Annotated in this window: 13 protein-coding genes, 1 other RNA gene and 3 pseudogenes; 5 read left to right on the top strand and 12 right to left on the bottom strand. The window is 73.3% G+C overall.

Going from position 1 to position 17,755, the window contains the following annotated elements:
• Positions 1–306: 306 nt before the first annotated feature.
• The 7 genes and pseudogenes from R2740_RS10535 to R2740_RS10505 all read right to left on the bottom strand — a co-directional run.
• Positions 307–774: pseudogene (locus R2740_RS10535) on the bottom strand (DEAD/DEAH box helicase); the annotation flags it as partial.
• 14 nt (positions 775–788) lie between these two features.
• Positions 789–3,776 (bottom strand): bifunctional [glutamine synthetase] adenylyltransferase/[glutamine synthetase]-adenylyl-L-tyrosine phosphorylase, encoded by a 2,988-nt coding sequence (locus R2740_RS10530; RefSeq protein ID WP_371302627.1) that lies wholly within the window; start codon positions 3,774–3,776, stop codon positions 789–791.
• Positions 3,773–4,540 carry a type 1 glutamine amidotransferase gene (locus R2740_RS10525; RefSeq protein ID WP_371302626.1) on the bottom strand — a complete coding sequence of 256 codons (768 nt, stop codon included), beginning with the start codon at positions 4,538–4,540 and terminating at the stop codon, positions 3,773–3,775. The genes R2740_RS10530 and R2740_RS10525 overlap by 4 nt, the downstream gene beginning before the upstream one ends.
• Positions 4,541–4,613: 73 nt before the next feature.
• Complete coding sequence (locus R2740_RS10520) at positions 4,614–5,261, bottom strand: hypothetical protein (RefSeq protein WP_371302625.1); 648 nt, start codon at positions 5,259–5,261, stop codon at positions 4,614–4,616.
• Positions 5,262–5,305: 44 nt separating this feature from the next.
• Positions 5,306–6,643, bottom strand: coding sequence for a glutamine synthetase family protein (locus R2740_RS10515; RefSeq protein ID WP_371302624.1), 1,338 nt, complete (start codon positions 6,641–6,643; stop codon positions 5,306–5,308).
• 184 nt (positions 6,644–6,827) lie between these two features.
• Positions 6,828–7,607 (bottom strand): MerR family transcriptional regulator, encoded by a 780-nt coding sequence (locus R2740_RS10510; RefSeq protein ID WP_371302623.1) that lies wholly within the window; start codon positions 7,605–7,607, stop codon positions 6,828–6,830.
• Positions 7,608–7,782: 175 nt separating this feature from the next.
• Positions 7,783–9,878: pseudogene (locus R2740_RS10505) on the bottom strand (NAD(+) synthase).
• 7 nt (positions 9,879–9,885) lie between these two features.
• On the opposite strand from R2740_RS10505, the gene R2740_RS10500 reads away from it, so the two are divergent.
• The 3 genes from R2740_RS10500 (at position 9,886) to R2740_RS10490 (ending at position 11,839) form a co-directional block, all read left to right on the top strand.
• Positions 9,886–10,239, top strand: coding sequence for a ribonuclease E inhibitor RraB (locus R2740_RS10500; protein WP_371302622.1), 354 nt, complete (start codon positions 9,886–9,888; stop codon positions 10,237–10,239).
• 141 nt (positions 10,240–10,380) lie between these two features.
• Positions 10,381–11,244 carry a 3-methyl-2-oxobutanoate hydroxymethyltransferase gene (gene panB, locus R2740_RS10495; protein WP_371302621.1) on the top strand — a complete coding sequence of 288 codons (864 nt, stop codon included), beginning with the start codon at positions 10,381–10,383 and terminating at the stop codon, positions 11,242–11,244.
• Positions 11,245–11,518: 274 nt separating this feature from the next.
• On the top strand, positions 11,519–11,839 hold the full coding sequence (locus tag R2740_RS10490; RefSeq protein WP_371302620.1) for a hypothetical protein: 321 nt from the start codon (positions 11,519–11,521) through the stop codon (positions 11,837–11,839).
• Between the two features lie 37 nt (positions 11,840–11,876).
• Here the strand turns inward: R2740_RS10490 and R2740_RS10485 are convergent, their stop codons facing one another.
• A complete protein-coding gene (locus tag R2740_RS10485; protein ID WP_371302619.1) occupies positions 11,877–12,071 on the bottom strand; it encodes a hypothetical protein in 195 nt (64 codons plus the stop codon).
• A gap of 181 nt (positions 12,072–12,252) precedes the next feature.
• Here R2740_RS10485 and rnpB point away from each other — a divergent pair.
• Positions 12,253–12,662: RNase P RNA component class A (rnpB, locus tag R2740_RS10480), an RNA gene on the top strand.
• A 99-nt stretch (positions 12,663–12,761) separates the two neighbouring features.
• Entirely contained in the window at positions 12,762–13,055 is a 294-nt protein-coding gene (locus R2740_RS10475) for a three-helix bundle dimerization domain-containing protein (protein ID WP_371302618.1), read from the top strand.
• An 11-nt stretch (positions 13,056–13,066) separates the two neighbouring features.
• Here R2740_RS10475 and R2740_RS10470 read toward each other — a convergent pair whose 3' ends face one another.
• The 4 genes and pseudogenes from R2740_RS10470 to R2740_RS10455 all read right to left on the bottom strand — a co-directional run.
• Entirely contained in the window at positions 13,067–13,714 is a 648-nt protein-coding gene (locus tag R2740_RS10470) for an ATP-binding cassette domain-containing protein (protein WP_371302617.1), read from the bottom strand.
• Complete coding sequence (locus tag R2740_RS10465) at positions 13,707–14,582, bottom strand: ATP-binding cassette domain-containing protein (protein ID WP_371302616.1); 876 nt, start codon at positions 14,580–14,582, stop codon at positions 13,707–13,709. The genes R2740_RS10470 and R2740_RS10465 overlap by 8 nt, the downstream gene beginning before the upstream one ends.
• Positions 14,579–16,354 carry an FtsX-like permease family protein gene (locus tag R2740_RS10460; protein WP_371302615.1) on the bottom strand — a complete coding sequence of 592 codons (1,776 nt, stop codon included), beginning with the start codon at positions 16,352–16,354 and terminating at the stop codon, positions 14,579–14,581. The genes R2740_RS10465 and R2740_RS10460 overlap by 4 nt, the downstream gene beginning before the upstream one ends.
• A 91-nt stretch (positions 16,355–16,445) precedes the next feature.
• A pseudogene (locus R2740_RS10455) lies at positions 16,446–17,318 on the bottom strand (FtsX-like permease family protein); the annotation flags it as partial.
• Positions 17,319–17,755: the final 437 nt, after the last annotated feature.

Raw genomic sequence — 17,755 nt, 5'->3', positions numbered from 1 at the left:
GCGCGAGTCCAGCCAGGACAGGAACGACACCGAGCCGAAGGCCGGGTCGGTCAGTCGATGCACCAGCTCGTGGAAGCGGGCGGCCTGGTCGTCGAGCCACTGGCCCTCCGTCGCGGTGGGCGTGGTGAGCCAGGCCAGCTCGAGGAACGGCGCCAGGTCGCCTTCGCGGACGACGGCGGGGATCGAGGTCTCGAACACGGTGTCGCCGAAGAGCTCCGCCACCACCGTTGCCTGGCTCGCGGTCATCGTGGCCGGCGGGGTGGCCGTGAGCCCGAGCACCCGCGCTCGCGGCAGCACGGCCAGCACCTCGGCGAGCAGCCGCCCCCAGACCTCGAGCAGGTGGTGGCACTCGTCCAGCACCAGCAGCAGGTCGCCCCGGGCGGCGAGCCGGTCGAGCAGCGCCCGGCCGTTGCGGTGCAGCTGCGCCAGCAGCGGTTCGACCGCCGCGTCGTCGCCGACCTCGGCGTCGGGGTCGAAGACCGCGACCGACTGGTAGGTGAGCGACGTGAGGGTGGCACTCAGGTCGCGACCCACGTCGGACTCCAGCCCGAGGCGGCGCGCCTCGCGCTCCCACTGCTGCTGGATCGCCGTGTTGGGGCTCAGCACCACCACGGCATCGGCCGTGCCGTCGGCGAGCCGCCGGCGGACGGTCTCCAGCCCCACCAGCGTCTTGCCCGCGCCGGGCGGCAGCTCCACCCAGGCGCGACGCCGGCCCGCCGACCAGGCGGCCTCGAGGGCGGACAGCGCCAGCTCCTGGTGGCGTCGGAGGCGCACCGATCGGCCCGCGGTCAGCCCCAGAAGACCCGCTCGACCACGTCATGGGCCTGGCGGGTGATCCGGAGGTAGTCGTTGAGCATCCGGTCACTCGAGCCGGGCGGGTAGCCCAGCACCGAGGCCAGGGCGGCCCGCTCGCGAGGGTCGCGGGGCAGCTGGTCCGACGGCTTGCCGCGCACCAGCGTGATCGCGTTGCGCACCTGGCTGACCCGGCGCCAGGCGCGCACCAGCGCGTCGACGTCGGCGGCGGCCAGCAGACCCGCCGCCCCCGCGGCCGTGAGTGCCTCGACGGTGCGGGTGCTGCGCAGCGACGGATGGGCACCGGCGTGTCGCATCTGGAGCAGCTGGGCGGTCCACTCGACGTCGGCGAGCCCCCCGCGACCGAGCTTGAGGTGGGTGTGCGGGTCGGCGCCCCGCGGCAGCCGCTCGTTGTCGACCCGCGCCTTGATCCGCCGCACCTCACGGATGTCGGCCTCGTCGAGGCCGCCCGCGGGGAAGCGCAACGGGTCGATCAGCGCGGTGAACCGCTCCCGGAGGTCGGCGTCGCCCACCACGGCATCGGCGCGGAGCAGGGCCTGGAACTCCCAGACCTTCGACCACTTGGCGTAGTAGGCGGCATAGGCCTCCAGGGTGCGCACCAGCGGCCCCTGCCGACCCTCGGGCCGGAGGTCGGCGTCGACCTCGAGCGGCGGGTCGGTGGCGGGCAGCGCCAGCAGCCGCCGCAGCTCGTTGGCCACGGCCAGGGCGTACGCCGCGGCCTGCTGCGGGTCGGCGCCCTCCTGCGGGTCGTGGACGAACATCACGTCGGCGTCGCTGGCGTAGGCCAGCTCGAAGCCGCCGTACCTGCCCATGGCGACCAGCGCCATCCGCGTCGGCGGCGACTCGAGCCCACGCGCCTCGGTCTCGGCGCGCTCGACCACGGCGAGCGTGGCCTCCAGCGTGGCGTCGGTGAGCCGCGAGAGGGCCGCCCCGACGTCGGCCACGTCGACGAGACCGAGCAGGTCGCCGGCCGAGATCCGGAAGAGCTCGCGGCGCCGGATGCCCCGGATCGCCCGGACCGCTCCCTCGGCGGAGTCGTGGCGGCCGGCGAGGGAGCGCATCTCCTGCAGGATGGCCTCGGAGGTCAGCGGCTCCAGGTCGCCGCCGAGCAGCCGGACACCGTCGGGCTCACGCTCGAGCAGGTCGGTGGCATAGCGCGAGGTCGCGAGCAGCCGGGCCAGCCGCTCGGCCACCTGGCCCTCGTCGCGCAGGGTCTTGAGGTACCACGGGGTCCGGCCGAGAGCCTCGCTGATCCTGCGGAAGCCGAACAGGCCGGCGTCGGGGTCGGGCGCGTCGGCGAACCACTCGAGCATGACCGGCAGCAGGGTCCGCTGGATCGCGGCGGTGCGGGAGAGCCCGCTGGTCAGCGCCTCCAGATGACGCAGGGCTGCGGGTGGGTCCTGGTAGCCGAGCGCGGCCATCCGCTCCTCGGCGGCCTCCGGGCTGAGCCGGGCCTCCTCGCCGGGGATCCTGGCCACCGCCTCCAGGAGGGGGCGGTAGAACAGCTTCTCGTGCAGTCGCCGGACCTCCCGGCGGTGGTGGGCCCAGGCCTTGTCGAGGGCTTCGACGGGATCCTTCAGATAGCCCAGGGTCCGGCCGAGCCGCCGCAGCGTGTCGTCGTTCTCGGGGACGACGTGGAGGCGCCGGAGCTGGAAGAGCTGCATCCGGTGCTCCAAGGTGCGCAGCCACGCGTAGGCCTCGCCCAGCGCGTCGCCGTCCTCGCGACCGACGTAGCCCGCCCGGGTCAGCTCCGCGAGCGCGCTGAGGGTGGTGGCCGGCCGCACCCGTGGGTCGGCGCGGCCGTGCACCAGCTGCAGCAGCTGGACGGCGAACTCGACGTCGCGGAGCCCGCCGGAGCCCAGCTTGAGCTGGCGCTCGGCCTCCGTCTTCGGGATGTGGTCGACCACCCGGCGCCGCATCGCCTGGACGTCGGTGACGAAGCCGTCCCGCTCGGCGACGCTCCACACCAACGGCTCGACCATCTCGACGAAGGCGCGTCCGAGCGCGAGGTCGCCGGCAACCGGTCGGGCCTTGAGCAGGGCCTGGAACTCCCAGGTCTTGGCCCAGCGCTCGTAGTAGCCGCGATGGCTGGCCAGGGTCCGGACCAGGGGTCCCTGCCGGCCCTCCGGACGGAGGTTGGCGTCGACCGGCCAGATGGTGCCCTCCGGAGTCTGGTCGGAGCAGACCTGCATCAGCGTCGCCGCGAGCTGGGTGGCCGCCCGCAGTGCGGCCGCCTCGTCCACACCCTCGACCGGCTCGGCGACGAAGATGACGTCGACGTCGGAGACGTAGTTGAGCTCGTGGGCACCGCACTTGCCCATCGCCAGGACCGCGAGCCGCGCGTCGGCCGCCGCCTCGCCGACCCGGGCCCGGGCGACGGCGAGCGCGGCGTCGAGGGTGCCGGCCGCCAGGTCGGAGAGCTCGGCGGCCGCGTCGTCGACCGAGAGGTGGTGGGCCAGGTCGCGGGAGGCCAGCCGCAGCAGGTGCCGGCGGTACTCCACGCGCAGGGCATCGGCCGCCTGGGTCGGTCCGAGGGTGGCCACGGGCACCTCGTCGCAGGGCTCGGCGCCGACGGCGGTGAGCAGCGCCGCGCGGACGGCGTAGGCCGCGGGACGGGTGGACCCGAGCGCAGGGTCGCACAGCTCGCGCCACTGGTCGGGGTGCCGGACCAGGTGGTCGGTCAGCGCCTGGCTGGCCCCGAGCACGAGCAGCAGCCGCATCGCGAGGCCCTCGTCCTCCATCAGGGCGTCGCGGAGGTCCTGGGGCTCGTCGGTGGCGGCGACCAGGCGCAGCAGCCCCGACAGCGCCAGGTCGGGGTCGCCGGCGCGGCCGAACATCGCGACCAGCGGCTCGCGGACCTCCCCCAGCGTGGCGAGGCCCTGCTGGGCGGCCTCGACGTCGTGGAACCCCCAGCGGAGCAGCGCCTGACGGCTGGTCGCGCTGTCGGGTTCGCGGGGGGTCATCGGGCGGCGACCGCCGCGGTGGAGTACGCCGTCACGAGGGCCGCGAACCGCTCGGCCAGGGGCCGCCAGGCCGCGTCGAGCTCGGCCCGAGCGGCCTCCACCTCGGCGAGCACCTGGTCGGCGTCGACGCCCGCCTCGCGAGGCTGGTCCGGCTCCTCGTCGACCCAGCGACGCAGCAGCGGCTCGTCGATCTCCGGGTGCCACTGGACGCCCCAGGCGGCGTCGGCGAAGCGCGCCGCCTGGATCTCGCCGCCGGGCGCGGTCGCCATCAGGCTCGCTCCGGGCGGCAGCTCACTGACGATGTCACTGTTCCAGTGGATGCCGCGGCGCGGGGGCTCCCCGGGGCCGGTGGCGACGGCACCGAACAACGGGTCGCCCGCGGCGGCGTCGGTCCACGCGACGGGCAACAGCCCGATCTGCTGACCGGTCGGGTTCTTCACGACCACGGTCCCACCCAGCGCGACGGTCGCCACCTGGTGGCCGAGACAGATGCCGAACATCGGCATCCGCGCCGCGACCGCCTCGCGGACCAGGTCCTTGACCCCGGCCAGCCACGACACCTCGGCGTCGTGGTGGGCGCTCATCCAGCCACCCATCACCAGCAGGCCGGCGTACCCGTCGAGGCCGGTGGGGAGCGCGTCGCCGGCCCAGGGCTGGCACACGTGCAGGTCGCAGCCGGCGCCCTCGAGCCAGACGCCGAACCAGGCCGGGGGGTCGTCGGCCTCGTGCTCGACGACGAGGATGCGCGGATGGCTGGTGGTCACAGCCGCAATCTAGCGGGCGCGCCGTGGCCCGGCCGTGGCCTGGCGGTCCCTCGGGTCGCTCGTGAGTCGCTCGTCAGGCAGGGGCGATGCCGGCCGCCAGCACCGCGCCACCCACCAGCGTCAGGGCCGCGGCCAGCCAGCGCTGGCTCCAGACCTGCTCCATGGTGCCGAGGACGCCCACCAACAGCATCCACCAGGGCAGCAGGTCGGTCCACGCGGCGGTCTCCCGCTTGGGGACCGCCACGAACCCCTGGTCGAAGGTGCGGAAGCACATGTAGCCGAGCACCACGGCGGCGAACGCCAGGGCGATCATCGCCGCGAAGACCGGCCAACCACGCTCCTGACCCGGAGGTGGAGGCACGACCCGCCACTTGACGGAGGCCAGCAGCGTCAGGGCGATCCCGGCCAGCATGAAGCCCCACATCAGCTTGTGCCGCGTGGCGAACTCGATCTGGTCGATCCGGTTGATGGCCCACCCGGAGATGATCAGGCCCAGGCCGGCGAGCATGGCCAGCGAGCGGGACACCGAGCCGGGGCTCGAGGCGAAGAGCAGCGCGGCGACGCCGTTGACGAGGAGCACCACGGCCATCGCGGCCGAGATCACGCCGAGTCGCGGCTGCAGCGCGACTCCGCCGGCGACGGCGGAGTGGACGTCGAAGGCGACAGCGGTCCAGACCACCCCGGTGGTGACGACCAGCCACAGCAGTGGCTCGACCACCACGCGGGGGTATCCGTGGACCCTGTCCACGCCGAGGGCTTGAACTGTCATAGGACCGGCAACATCCTGTCTCGCTCGAAGGCGGACACCTGGGTGCGGTACTCCATCCACTCCTGACGCTTGTTGCGCAGGAAGAAGTCGAAGACGTGCTCGCCGAGGGTCTCGGCAAGCAGCTCAGAACGCTCGGCAACGCCGATGGCGTCCTGCAGGCTCCGGGGCAACGGCTCGATGCCCAGGGCCTGGCGCTCACGCTCGGTCAGCGACCACACGTCGTCCTCCGCTCCGGGGGGCAGCTCATAGCCCTCCTCGATGCCCTTCATGCCCGCCGCCAGGACCACCGCGAACGCGAGGTACGGGTTGCAGGCTGCGTCGATCGTACGCAGTTCGATGCGTGTTGAGTTGACTTTCGAAGGTTTGTACATCGGGACCCGGATCATGGCCGAGCGGTTGTTGTGTCCCCAGCAGATGTACGACGGCGCCTCGCCGCCGCCCATCAGCCGTTTGAAGCTGTTGACCCACTGGTTGGTGACGCAGGTGATCTCCGCCGCGTGGGTGAGGATGCCGGCGATGAACTGACGCCCGGTCTTGGACAGCTGGTACTCCGCGCCGGCCTCGAAGAACGCGTTGCGGTCGCCCTCGAAGAGCGACACGTGCGTGTGCATCCCGGAGCCGGGATGGGTGGTGAACGGCTTCGGCATGAAGCTGGCCCACAGGCCCTGACCGAGCGCCACCTCCCGGATGACGGTCCGGAACGTCATCACGTTGTCAGCGGTCGTCAGCGCGTCGGCGTAGCGCAGGTCGATCTCCTGCTGGCCCGGCCCGCCCTCGTGGTGGCTGAACTCCACGGAGATGCCCATCGACTCGAGCATCGTGATCGCCTCGCGCCGGAAGTCGGCGCCCTGCGACTGCGCCGTGTGGTCGAAGTAGCCGCTCCGGTCGACCGGCACCGGCTCCTGGCCGGGCTGCGGGGAGTCGCGGAACACGTAGAACTCGATCTCGGGGTGGGTGTAGAAGGTGAACCCCTGGTCGGCCGCCCTGGTCAGGGTCCGCTTGAGGACGTGGCGCGGGTCGGCGTACGAGGGGCTGCCGTCGGGCATCACGATGTCGCAGAACATCCGGGCGGTCGCCTGCCCCTCGCCGCGCCACGGCAGGATCTGGAACGTCGACGGGTCGGGCTTGGCCAGCATGTCGGCCTCGTAGACCCGCGCGAAGCCCTCGATGGCCGAGCCGTCGAAGCCGATGCCCTCGTCGAAGGCCCCCTCCAGCTCCGCGGGTGCCACCGCCACCGACTTGAGGAACCCCAGCACGTCGGTGAACCACAGCCGCACGAACCGCACGTCACGCTCCTCGAGCGCCCGCAGCACGAAGTCTTCCTGCTTGCCCATGGCCCCACTATGTCGCAGGGATGTTTCGCAGGCGTGTCCCGACACGAGGTGCGGGAAATGGTCTCCCGACATGCCGGTCATGGCGGCACGACATGCGGGTCATGGCGGCACGACATGCGGGTCATGGCGGCACGAGATGCGGGTAGTGGTCCACCCACGTGTCCACAACTGAGGCGCGGACCGGTCAGGCCACCGGCTGCTGGAGCTCGATCACCTCGTCGTGGGCGCCGTCGAGATGGATCACGTGGTAGATCTCCCGACAGATGCCGGCGGGCTGGTGCCCATGCTCGGCGAGGTGCGCACCGAGCGCCTGCCAGGCGTCACCGATCCCGCTGATCGGGCCGCGGTACGTCGTCACGACGGCCCGCGCGACCGCGGGGAGTGTCTCCGTCTCGACGCCGGGAGGCGCCTCACCGTGCTCCTCCACGGCGGCGGCGAGGCGCAGCCGGTCTCCGTCGCCGGCGTACCACGCGACGGAGCGGCCGGGCAGCCGGCCGTCGTACGCAGCGACCAGGCGCTCGAAGAGCGGGCCGATCACGCCGGCGATCTCAGGCTGCTCGGTGACCTCGCCGGTGAGCTGGGCGAGCCGGATCTCGGGCAGGGAAGTGAGGGTGAACTGCATCTGACTGTCTCCTTCGATGAGTCGGAGGCGTCGCTCGACCTCGGCCAGCCGGCCGGTGTCGCGGCCGATCTGGTCGGCCAGCTCCCGCTTGCGCGTCTCGAGCAGACCGCGCACCTGGTCGGGCGCGGTCTGGTCGAGCAGCTCGCCGACCTGCTCGAGGGTGAACCCGAGCTCCTTGAGGGCGACGAGCTGGTGCGCGCGCGGCAGCTGGCCGGGCCGGTAGCGGCGATAGCCGGAGAACCGGTCCACCTCCGCGGGCGGCAGCAGGCCCAGGGCGTCGTAGTGGCGCAGCATGCGCACCGACACCCCGGCCAGCCGGGCGAACTCTCCGATGGTCAACATGACGACTCCCAGTCGAGGGCCTCACACGGTGTCAGGGTCAAGGAAGAGCCCTCAGCCGCATCTCGCGGGGCCATTCCCCGCATGTCGCGGGGCCATTCCCCGCATGTCGCAGGGCGATTCCCCGCATCTCGCGGGGCCATTCCCGGCATCTCGCGGGGCCATTCCCGGCATGTCGTCACAGGGAGGTGGGGACGTGGTCCTCGAGGTCGGCCAGCCAGGCGGCGGCGGAGGCGTCGGAGGGCATCCGCCAGTCCCCGCGGGGCGACATGGTGCCGCCGGCGCTGACCTTGGGCCCGTTGGGCAGCGCGGAGCGCTTGAACTGGCTGGCGAAGAACCGGCGGACGAACACCTGGAGCCACTCGCGGATCTCGGCCAGGTCATAGGCGCGACGGCGGTCGTCGGGGAAGTTCGGCGGCCACTCCCCCGCGGCGGCGTCGCGCCAGGCGTGCCAGGCCAGGAAGGCGATCTTGCGGGGCCGGTAGCCGCGACGCACGACGTGGTAGAGCGTGAAGTCCTGCAGCGCGTAGGGCCCGACGCTCGCCTCGGTGGACTGGGGCTTCGCCCCGTCCTCGGCGGGGATCAGCTCCGGAGTGATCTCGTGGTCGACGATTTCGCGGAGCACCGCGTTGGTGTCCTCGCCGAACTGGTCGGAGTCGGCGACCCAGCGGATCAGGTGCTGGATCAGCGTCTTCGGCACTCCGGCGTTGACGTTGTAGTGGGACATCTGGTCACCGACGCCGTAGGTGCACCAGCCGAGCGCCAGCTCGGACAGGTCGCCGGTGCCGAGCACGATGCCGCCGCGGTGGTTGGCGAGCCGGAAGAGGTAGTCGGTGCGCAGTCCGGCCTGCACGTTCTCGAAGGTGACGTCGTAGACCGGCTGGCCGTCGGCGTAGGGATGATCGAGGTCGTCGAGCATCTGCCGGGCCGCGGGGCGGATGTCGAGCTCCTCGAAGGTCACGCCGAGCGACTTCGCCAGCCGGGTGGCGTAGGACCTGGTCACCTCGGAGGTCGCGAAGCCCGGCATCGTGAACGCGTGGATGTCGCCGCGCGGGCGCGCCAGCCGGTCCATCGCCTTCGCGGCGACGATCAGCGCGTGGGTGGAGTCGAGGCCGCCCGAGACGCCGATCACCACCTTGGGCTGGCCGATCGCGTGCAGCCGCTGCTCCAGCCCGGCGACCTGGATGTGGTAGGCCTCGTAGCAGTCGAGCGCCAGCCGCTCGGGGTCGTCGGGCACGAACGGGAACCTGTCGACCTTGCGGCGCAGCCCGAGGTCGCCCGCGGGCGGCGACAGCTCCAGCTCGACGATGCGGAACTCACGGGTCCGCTCGTCGTGGGTGCGCCGGTTGTCGTCGAAGGTGCCTTGGCGCAGGCGCTCCTGCCGGATCCGGTCGAGGTCGACGTCGGCGACACTGCGCCGCGGCCCGTCGGGGAACCGCTCGGACTCCGCCATCAGGTCGCCGCACTCGTAGACCATCGTCTGGCCGTCCCACGACAGGTCGGTCGTGGACTCGCCCTGGCCCGCCGCGGCATAGAGGTACGCCGCGTTGCACCGCGCGCTGGCCGAACGGACCAGCAGCCGCCGGTCCTCCGCGCGGGCCACCGTGATCGGGCTGCCCGACAGGTTGGCCAGCACCGTGGCGCCGGCCAGCGCCGCCTCGGCGCTCGGCGGGATCGGCACCCACGGTGTCCTCGCACACCTCGACGTGCAGGCGCAGGCCAGGGACGTCGACGGCGTCGAAGACCAGGTCGGGCCCGAACGGCACGTCCTCGCCGCCGAGCCGCACCCAGGAGTCGCGTCGGTCGTCCCCGGGCGCGAAGTGGCGGCGCTCGTAGAACTCGCGATAGGTCGGCAGGTAGGACTTCGGCGCGACACCCAGCACCCGCCCGCGGTGCACCACGACCGCACAGTTGAGCACCCGGGTGCCGTGCACCCGGCGCGCCGACCACCACGATCGGCAGCAGGTCGGCGGTGGCCTCGGCGAGCTCGCCGATCACCTCCTCGACCTCGGCGAGCAGGGTGTCCTGGAGAAGCAGGTCGTCGATGGCGTAGCCGCTCAGGGCGAGCTCGGGGAACACCGCGGCCGCGACGCCCTCGTCGTGGCAGGCGCGCACCTCGGCGAGCACCGTCGCGAGGTTGGCCCGCGGGTCCGCGACCGCGACGGGCACCGTGCAGGCCGCGACCCGCGCGAAGCCCTGGGCGTAGGCCGAGGTGAAGTCCACGCTCGTGAGTCTACGATTCCCGGGACGCGACGGACGCCTTCGTGCTTCCATCGAGGCCATGCGTTCCCTTCGCAGACGCCCGGCGCCGGTCCGGATGTTCAACACCGGACATCCGGACGACGACGCGCGCCTGGAGGTGCTCGCGGAGGACGACGGCCTGCGGCACGCCTACTCCTGGAGCCACTTCCTGTGGTTCGAGGCGCGGGAGGCGGCCGAGGAGGCGACCGAGCGGCTCGAGCCGGCGTACACCGCCAAGATGGTGGAGAACCCGATCGGCCCCGGCTGGATCGTGCAGGCCCTCCGTGAGGGCGTGCTGCTCACCCCCGAGGCGGTGACCGAGGCACGCGGCGAGCTGACCGGGCTGGCCCAGGTCCTCGGCGGCAGGTACGACGGCTGGCAGGCCTGGGTCTGACCTCTCGGGCCGGACCGACCGGCGCCGAGCGGCGACGTGACCACCGTCACCGCGACGCACGGCGCGCCCCCGGCTAGCGTGGAGCGGTCCGTGGACTCCATCCGGGAGCCGCGAGTCACGCCCCGTCCGGGGAGGAGCGCCATGTCCGAGCCCGTTCCCAGCACCGAGACCACTGCCCCCTACGCCACCGGCGCCGGCGGGCCGCCCGTCGTCAAGCGGGTCCGCACCCATCATCTGCGTGAGATGAAGGAGCGCGGCGAGAAGATCACCATGCTGACGACCTACGACATGTACACCGCGTCGATCTTCGACGACGCCGGCATCGACATCCTCTTCATCGGCGACTCGGCCTCCAACAACGTCTACGGCAACGCCACCACGATCCCGGTGACGGTGGACGAGCTGATCCCGCTGGTGCGGGCCGTGTCGCGGGTCGCCAAGCGCGGCTTGGTGCTGGCCGACCTGCCCTTCGGCTCCTACCAGCGCTCGCCGGAGCAGGCCTTCGACACCGCCGTGCGGTTCATGAAGGAGGCCGATGCGCACGCCGTCAAGGTCGAGGGCGGCGCGGAGATCTCGGCCCAGGTCGAGAAGCTGACCACCAACGGCATCCCGGTGATGGCGCACATCGGCTTCACCCCGCAGAGCGAGCACACCCTGGGCGGCTACCGCGTGCAGGGCCGCGGCAGCGCCGCCGACCGGGTCCGCCACGACGCCCGGGCGATGCAGGAGGCCGGCGCCTTCGCCGTGGTGATGGAGATGGTGCCCGGCGACGTGGCCGCCGAGATCACCGCCGAGCTGGCTATCCCCACCATCGGCATCGGCGCCGGCGCCCAGTGCGACGGACAGGTGCTCGTGTGGCAGGACGCCTTCGGGTTGCGCACCGGCAAGATGGCGAGGTTCGTCAAGCAGTACGCCGACCTGCACGGCGTGATCTCCGAGGCTGCCCGCGCCTACGCCGACGATGTCCGCGCCGGCACCTTCCCGGGGCCCGAGCACACGTTCTGACGTCGGCGTCGCGGGCCGGTGAGCCCGCCGTGGTGGACAGCCGGGTCCGCCTGCGGCAGCGTGTCGGGCATGGCTGACACCCCGGCGAAGAAGACCACCGCCCCCGCGGCGACGAGCGCTCCAGCGAAGAGGACCGCGAAGAAGCCGGCCACGAAGGCCGCCCCGAACAAGGCGGTCAAGAACGGCGCCGAAGAAGGCGGCCACCAGGAAGGCGGCACCGAAGAAGGCGGCACCGAAGAAGGCGGCACCGAAGGCGGCGAAGGCGTCCCCGGGCATGGCCTCGGTGACCGAGCTGCCCGGTGCCGCCGCGCCGAGCGCTCCCCCGCCGCCTCGACGCGGCCGGCGTACCCCGTCGGCGGCGGCCACCGTCGAGCAGGCCTCCGCCGCGCTCCGGTCGGCCGAGCAGAGCGCGGAGAGGATCGCCCGTGACGTGGCCGAGCGGGTGGCCGCCGAGGTCGCGTCCAACGCGTTCGCGCAGACCCTGCAGAAGGCCGTGACCGCGGCGGTGACCGAGGCGCTCAAGCAGGCCCGGACCGCCGGCGACATGGCCACGGAGATGGCCGCCGAGACCCGCAAACGGGTCCGCCGGCGCTGAGCAGCCGGCGACTCGGGTCAGCGACGCGACCCCGGACTCATCGCTCGGCGTCGTCGTTCCACTTCGGGTCGTTGTCCCACGCCTCGTTGCGCTCCTCGACGATGTCGAGCGCCCTGGCCGCCTGCTGGCGGGTCGGGTAGGGCCCGAGCCGGTCGGCGTTGCGGCACCCCTCCTCGCCCTCGACCGCGTGATGGGTGAGGCAGAACCAGAACTCCTGCTCGGTGTCGCTCATGGGGGGAAGGTACCCGCTTTCGGCCAGGGGCACTCGAGGTGGTGGGTGGTCGCCCGGGCTTGCTGTCGTTTCGGCACAAACGTCGCGAATCGGCGACACCACGCCGCACTTTCCGCACAATCGCTGCCCATCCGCGCGGGTAGCCCCACCCGCGGGGACCGCCTACGCTGGACCCAGCGGAGGGGCTGGCCGGGCGACCGCGGCCCGTCGTACGACGTGCGGCGGGTCGAGGAAGGTCCGGGCTCCACAGGGCGCGGTGGTGGGCAACACCCACCCGGGGCAACCTGCGGGACAGTGCCACAGAGAACAGACTGCCGCCCGGTCCGCCGGGCGGTGAGGGTGAAACGGTGGTGTAAGAGACCACCAGCGCGCCGGGTGACCGGCGTGGCTCGGCAAACCCCACCAGGAGCAAGGTCAAGAAGTCCCGGGTCGCGAGGCCCGGGGCGCGCGCACGTTCGAGGGCGGCCCGCCCGAGTGCGCGGGTAGACCGCACGAGGCGGCCGGCAACGGTCGCCCCAGATGGATGGTCGCCACCGGAGTCGCCGCCAGGCGGCGCCGGGACAGAACCCGGCCTACACGCCAGCCCCTCCGCCTCGGCCCCTGATCGAGTGACGTCCGCCACCGCCGTGCAAAGTGAACAGTCGGTGAACAGCATTGGTCCGGCCGGGGGCTCGGCGGTTCAATGGCGATATGCGATCCCATGACGAGGCCGAGGCAGTTTCCCGCGTCATCCTGCGGCTCCGTTCGCGCTTCCCCGACGTCGACCCCATGGAGATCACCCACCTGGTGGAGCGCTGCCACCGTGACTTCGACGGCCGCCCCATCCGCGACTTCATCCCGCTGCTGATCGAGGCCGAGATGCTCAAGCAGCTACAGCGCCTGCCGGTCCCCGAGCCCCGCCCGCAGGCCGACCTGCCGTCGCCGGTCCCCGGCGCGGTCGACCCCTCGCTGGACCCCGGCGCGCGCACCCTCGAGCACACCTGACCGAGTCCGGCCTACCGGCTCAGCGTGGCCTCCCCCTCGTCGAGGCTGAGCTCCGCATCGGCCTGGGCTGCCGCCTCCGGGTCGTGGGTCGCCATCACGATGACGGCGCCCCGCGCGGCCTCGGCCCGCAGCAGCGCCAGCGCCCGGTCACGGTTGGCGGCGTCGAGGTCGCTGGTCGGCTCGTCCGCGAGCAGGACGGCGGGGCGCGCGGCGAGCGCTCGCGCGAGCGCCACCCGCTGCTGCTGCCCGCCGGAGAGCTCGTCGACGAGGTGGTTTCCGCTCTCCTCGACCCCGACCAGTCCCAACGCGGCCAGGCACCTGTCCCGCGCGTCCGTGGGCGCCACGCCCGCCGCCAGCAGCGGGGCCAGGATGTTCTCCGCCGCCGTCAGCGAGTAGGCCAAGCCGTTGCCCTGGGGCATCAGGCCGATGCCGAGTGCCGCGGCGTGCTCGCGGCCCGTCACCTCGTGGTCGCCGAGCACCACCCGACCGGAGGCGACGGCGACGGCGCCGGCCAGCGCCCACAGGAGTGTCGACTTGCCGGCCCCCGACGGCCCGGTGACGGCCAGCAGCGACCCTGGCGCGACCGTCAGATCCACGTCGCGCAGCGCAACGAGGTCGCCGTAGCGGACGGTCAGGCCGTGCGCCCGGAGCTCACTCATCGCCGGCTCCCCGTTCCGTCGGGTCCTCGAGCTCGGGCAGCAGCAGGTAGCCCTCCTCGTGATGACGGAACCGCACCAGAGTCCCGGGCTCCAGCTCCTCGCGCACGTGGGGAGGCAGCGGAAGGAACCCGTCGGGGGTGACCACGGCGTACTCCTCCCCATGGCGCCCCTCACCGCCCACCCGGCCGTCGCGGATGGTGATCGTCCGGGGCAGTACGGCGGCCACGGCGGGGTCGTGGGTGACCAGGATCGCGGTGGTCCCGAGCTCCCTGGTGACCCGGCCGAGCTGCTCGAGCACCAGGTCACGAGCCCCGTGGGCCAGCTGGCTGGTCGGCTCGTCCGCGAGCAGCAGTCCCGGCCGGGCGGCCAGCGCCACCGCCAGCGCCACCAGCTGGAGCTGGCCGGGGCTGAGCTCCGTGAGCCGACGCTCCGCCTGCTCCTGGAGGCCGAGCCCGGCGAGCACCTCGGCGGGAGACGGGAGCTCCCGGCCGCGACGGCGCGCTGCCCGTTGGGCGAACCGCACGTTGTCCAGCGGGGTGAGGTAGGGCAGCAGGTTGCGGCCGGCCCCCTGGAGCATCAGGGACACCTCTCCGGCCCGCAGCTCGTCGAGCTCGGCGAGCGAGGCCTTCGAGAGCTCACGGGCGCCGACGAACACCTTGCCCGCGCTCGGTCGTAGCAGCCCGGCGAGCAGGCTCAACAGCGTGGACTTCCCCGCACCGGACGGTCCCAGCAGGCCCACCAGCTCACCCGGGCCGACGTCGAGGTCGACGCCGGACAGCGCCGCGACCTCATGGCCCTCGGAGCGGTAGATCACCACGACTCCCCGGGTGCGGACCCCGACCCCCGGCGTGGTGCTCAGGGCGCTCACGGGACCGACTCCCGCAGCAGCGACACGTCCGCCGCTCTCGCCAGCGCACGACCGATCAGCAGGCTCCCCACGGACAGACCGGCGAGCACTCCGGCGAGCACCACGGCCACTCCCGCCCAGGGAGTGTGCAGGTCCAGGGTCGAGACCTCGGGCGGGGTCGCGAACAGCGGAACGAGCGGCATGGCAAGCCGAGCCCCGAGCGCACCGGCCGCCCCGCCGACCACCCCGGCGACCAGCACGGCCGGCAGCTGGCCGACCACGGCCGAGCGCCGCAACATCGCTGCGCCGGCGCCGGTCATCCGCAACGCTGCCAGGTCTCGGGTGCGCAGTCGCCAGCTGCTCGCCGCGCTGACCACGAGGACGAGCAACGCGATGAGCAGGGAGGCCGCGCCGACCAGCACCGCCAGCTGGAGACTCCAGGCCGACGCGGACTCGTCGTAACCTCGGCGTACGTCGTCGAGGCTGGTGGTGCCGGACGCGCGGATGCCGCGCTCGTCGAGAGCGGCCAGCACCCGGCGCCGCAGTTCGGGGTCTGCCCGGGCGTACCAGATCTCGACCCGCGCCGTCGGCCCCGCCGCGGGGCCACGCAGCATCGTGTCGAGGTTGGCGACGTACATCTGCCGAGCCGATCCGGGGACCCGGGTCAGCAGTCCTGCCACCCGGGCCGCGCGGTCCTCCCCGTCCAGTCCGGCGATCGTGGTGGCGGTGTCGACGGGCTGCCTCAGGCTCGTGGTCGCCAGCACCGGGACCTCGCTGAGCACCCAGTCGTGGCGGGCGGACAGCACGGCGCCTCCGTCACCGCGCACCCGGACGTCCAGCCCCTCGGCGCCGTCGGTGAGCGTGACCGGGGCGGGGCCGTCGCCGTCGTCGCCGGACCAGTGCACGGCCGACCCCAGCTCGACTCGCGTGCCGGCGGGGAGCTGCGTCAGCGCCGACACCGTGGCGGCTCCCCGGACCCGGGCGCCCGGCAGGCTGCCGAACCACAGTCCGACGACCTGACACCCCTGCCGGCACGGCACCGCCGCGGTCAGGGTCGCGTGGCGCTGGGCGGGAGCGATCCGGCCCAGCTCCACGTGGACCGCACGGCCGGCGTCACCCAGGAGATCCAGCCCCACGGCGACCGCAGAGCGCCGCCCCCCGATGAGAACCGACGTCAGCGATGAGCCGCGGACCTCCAGTGACGCCCGAGAGCCCACCAGGGCGATCGGCGAGCTGTCGGGCGCGGCCAGTCGGTTCCACAGCGCCTCGGAGGGCGCCGCACCGGGGAACAGGGCCACGGAACGGAAGGAGTCGGGCTCGACCGCGAGCGTCTCGACGGCACCCGCGCCCGGCGCCGAGACTCGCACCACCGGCGTCGTGTCGACCCCGTCGGGGTCGGCGGCGGTGAGCGCGTCCCGGACGCCCACCACGTCGGCCCCCTCGACGTAGGTGACCATCCGCGCTCCCGCCTCCTGCTCCGCGGCACTCGCCCGGTTGCGCGCCCCGATCAGCATCAGGGCATCGGCCGAGAAGACCGCGATCGCGGCGGCCACGGTCACCACCGCCACGACCCGTCGGGTCGAGGGGCTGCGGGCGGCGTCGAGCAGCCCGAGGGCCCACGGCATCCGGCCTCGCGCCAGCAGCCGCCGACCCAGCCCGGCGAACGCCGAGGGCCACGAGGTGGCCGAGCAGGAGCCCCACCACCACGCCCAGCAGTCCGGGGCGACCAGCGCCGCAGGGCCGGTCAGGCCCCCGCCCGCGAAGGTCAGCACCAGGGCGGCAGCGGACGCCAACAGGAGCGCCTCGGCTGACCCCCAACCGCCACCCGGCGCGGCGGGCGGGGACCCGCCGCAGCAGGTCGACGACCGGCTCCCGGGTCACCCGGTCCGCCGCCGCCGCGGGCGTCAGCACGAGTGCGACCGCGGCGAGTGCCGCCGCAGCGGCGAAGGGGATGCCGAGCTCGAACGGCGCCTCGCCCGGGAGTACGGCGGTGCGCGCGAGCCAGGTCGCACCGATCGCCAGCAGCGCTCCCGGAAGGAGACCGGCCAGCGTGATCGGCACCATCTCGGCGAGCAGCAGCCCGAGGGCACCTCGGCGACCACGACCGCGCAGTCGCATCAGGGCCACCTCGGGCCGCCGCTGCTCGGCCATGGCCGACACGACCAGCCACAGCACGACCATCGCCAGCAACCCGAGCTGGGCGAACAGCAGCGGCACGGTGACGGCCGCCTGGTCGACCTGGCGGGTGACCTCGTCCGCGAGGTCGGGGATGCCGGTCACCACGTCGATGCGGGGAAGGTCCCTGCTCCAGCGCTGTCGGGGGTCGCGCAGCGTCTTCTCGTCGACCAGCGACTCGGGATGGGTCAGCAACCGCCCGAGTCCGAGCAGCGAGGTCGCGTCGGCAGTGGGGGGCAACGCGAACCCTGCCGACGACCGCACCTCGGCGAGCGGCGCGCTGGCGCGTTCGAAGCTGGCCCGGTCGGCCAGCCACGAGTCGTGCTGGACGTGGCTGGGCGGGCCCGGGTCGAGCAGGCCGGCCCGGCCGTCGAGCTGCCGCCCGAACCAGTAGTCCGGGTCGCGGGGTGCGTAGACACCCACCACGGCCAGCCGCACGGACGTCGCGACGACATGGCCGCGCACGACCTGGGGGTCACCGGTCACCGCGACGTGGGACCCGGGCCTCCACCCGAAAGCCTCCCGGTCGCCGGGGGTCACCGCGATCTCACCGGCTGCGGCCGGGCACCTTCCGGCGAGCATCGTGACGTGCTCGCACATCCCCTCCCGCCACAGCACAGGTCCCACGGGCTGGGAGGTCCCCTCGGGGTACAGCCCGGCGGTCGCCTGGTAGCCCAGCACCGGTCTCTCGAGGTCGCGGCGCAGCCGGTCCGGCAGGGCGGCGACCAGGTCCTCGGGAGCCGCCACCCGGGCGCGGTCGGCCGGGGTCAGCGTCACCTGCACGCTCGTGGTGAGGACGTCGGCGCGCTCGACGGTGACCCTGGTGATCGCCTGCCTCATCGCGGCGGTGTAGAGCGGAGCCACGCACAGGCACGCCGTCAGCAGCGCGGCCAGCACCAGGACCGCGGCGGTCTGGAAGGGCCGGTATCGCCAACGGGTCACGACGCTCCCCCTCCCCGTCCCCGGCGGTGCCTTCCCACCAGGGTGACGGTCCGGCCGCGGGCGCGCCAGAGGCGGGA

It is taken from the genome of Nocardioides sp., assembly GCF_041393715.1.
GTDB lineage: Bacteria > Actinomycetota > Actinomycetes > Propionibacteriales > Nocardioidaceae > Nocardioides.
This window is presented reverse-complemented; position numbering and strand designations above follow the sequence as displayed.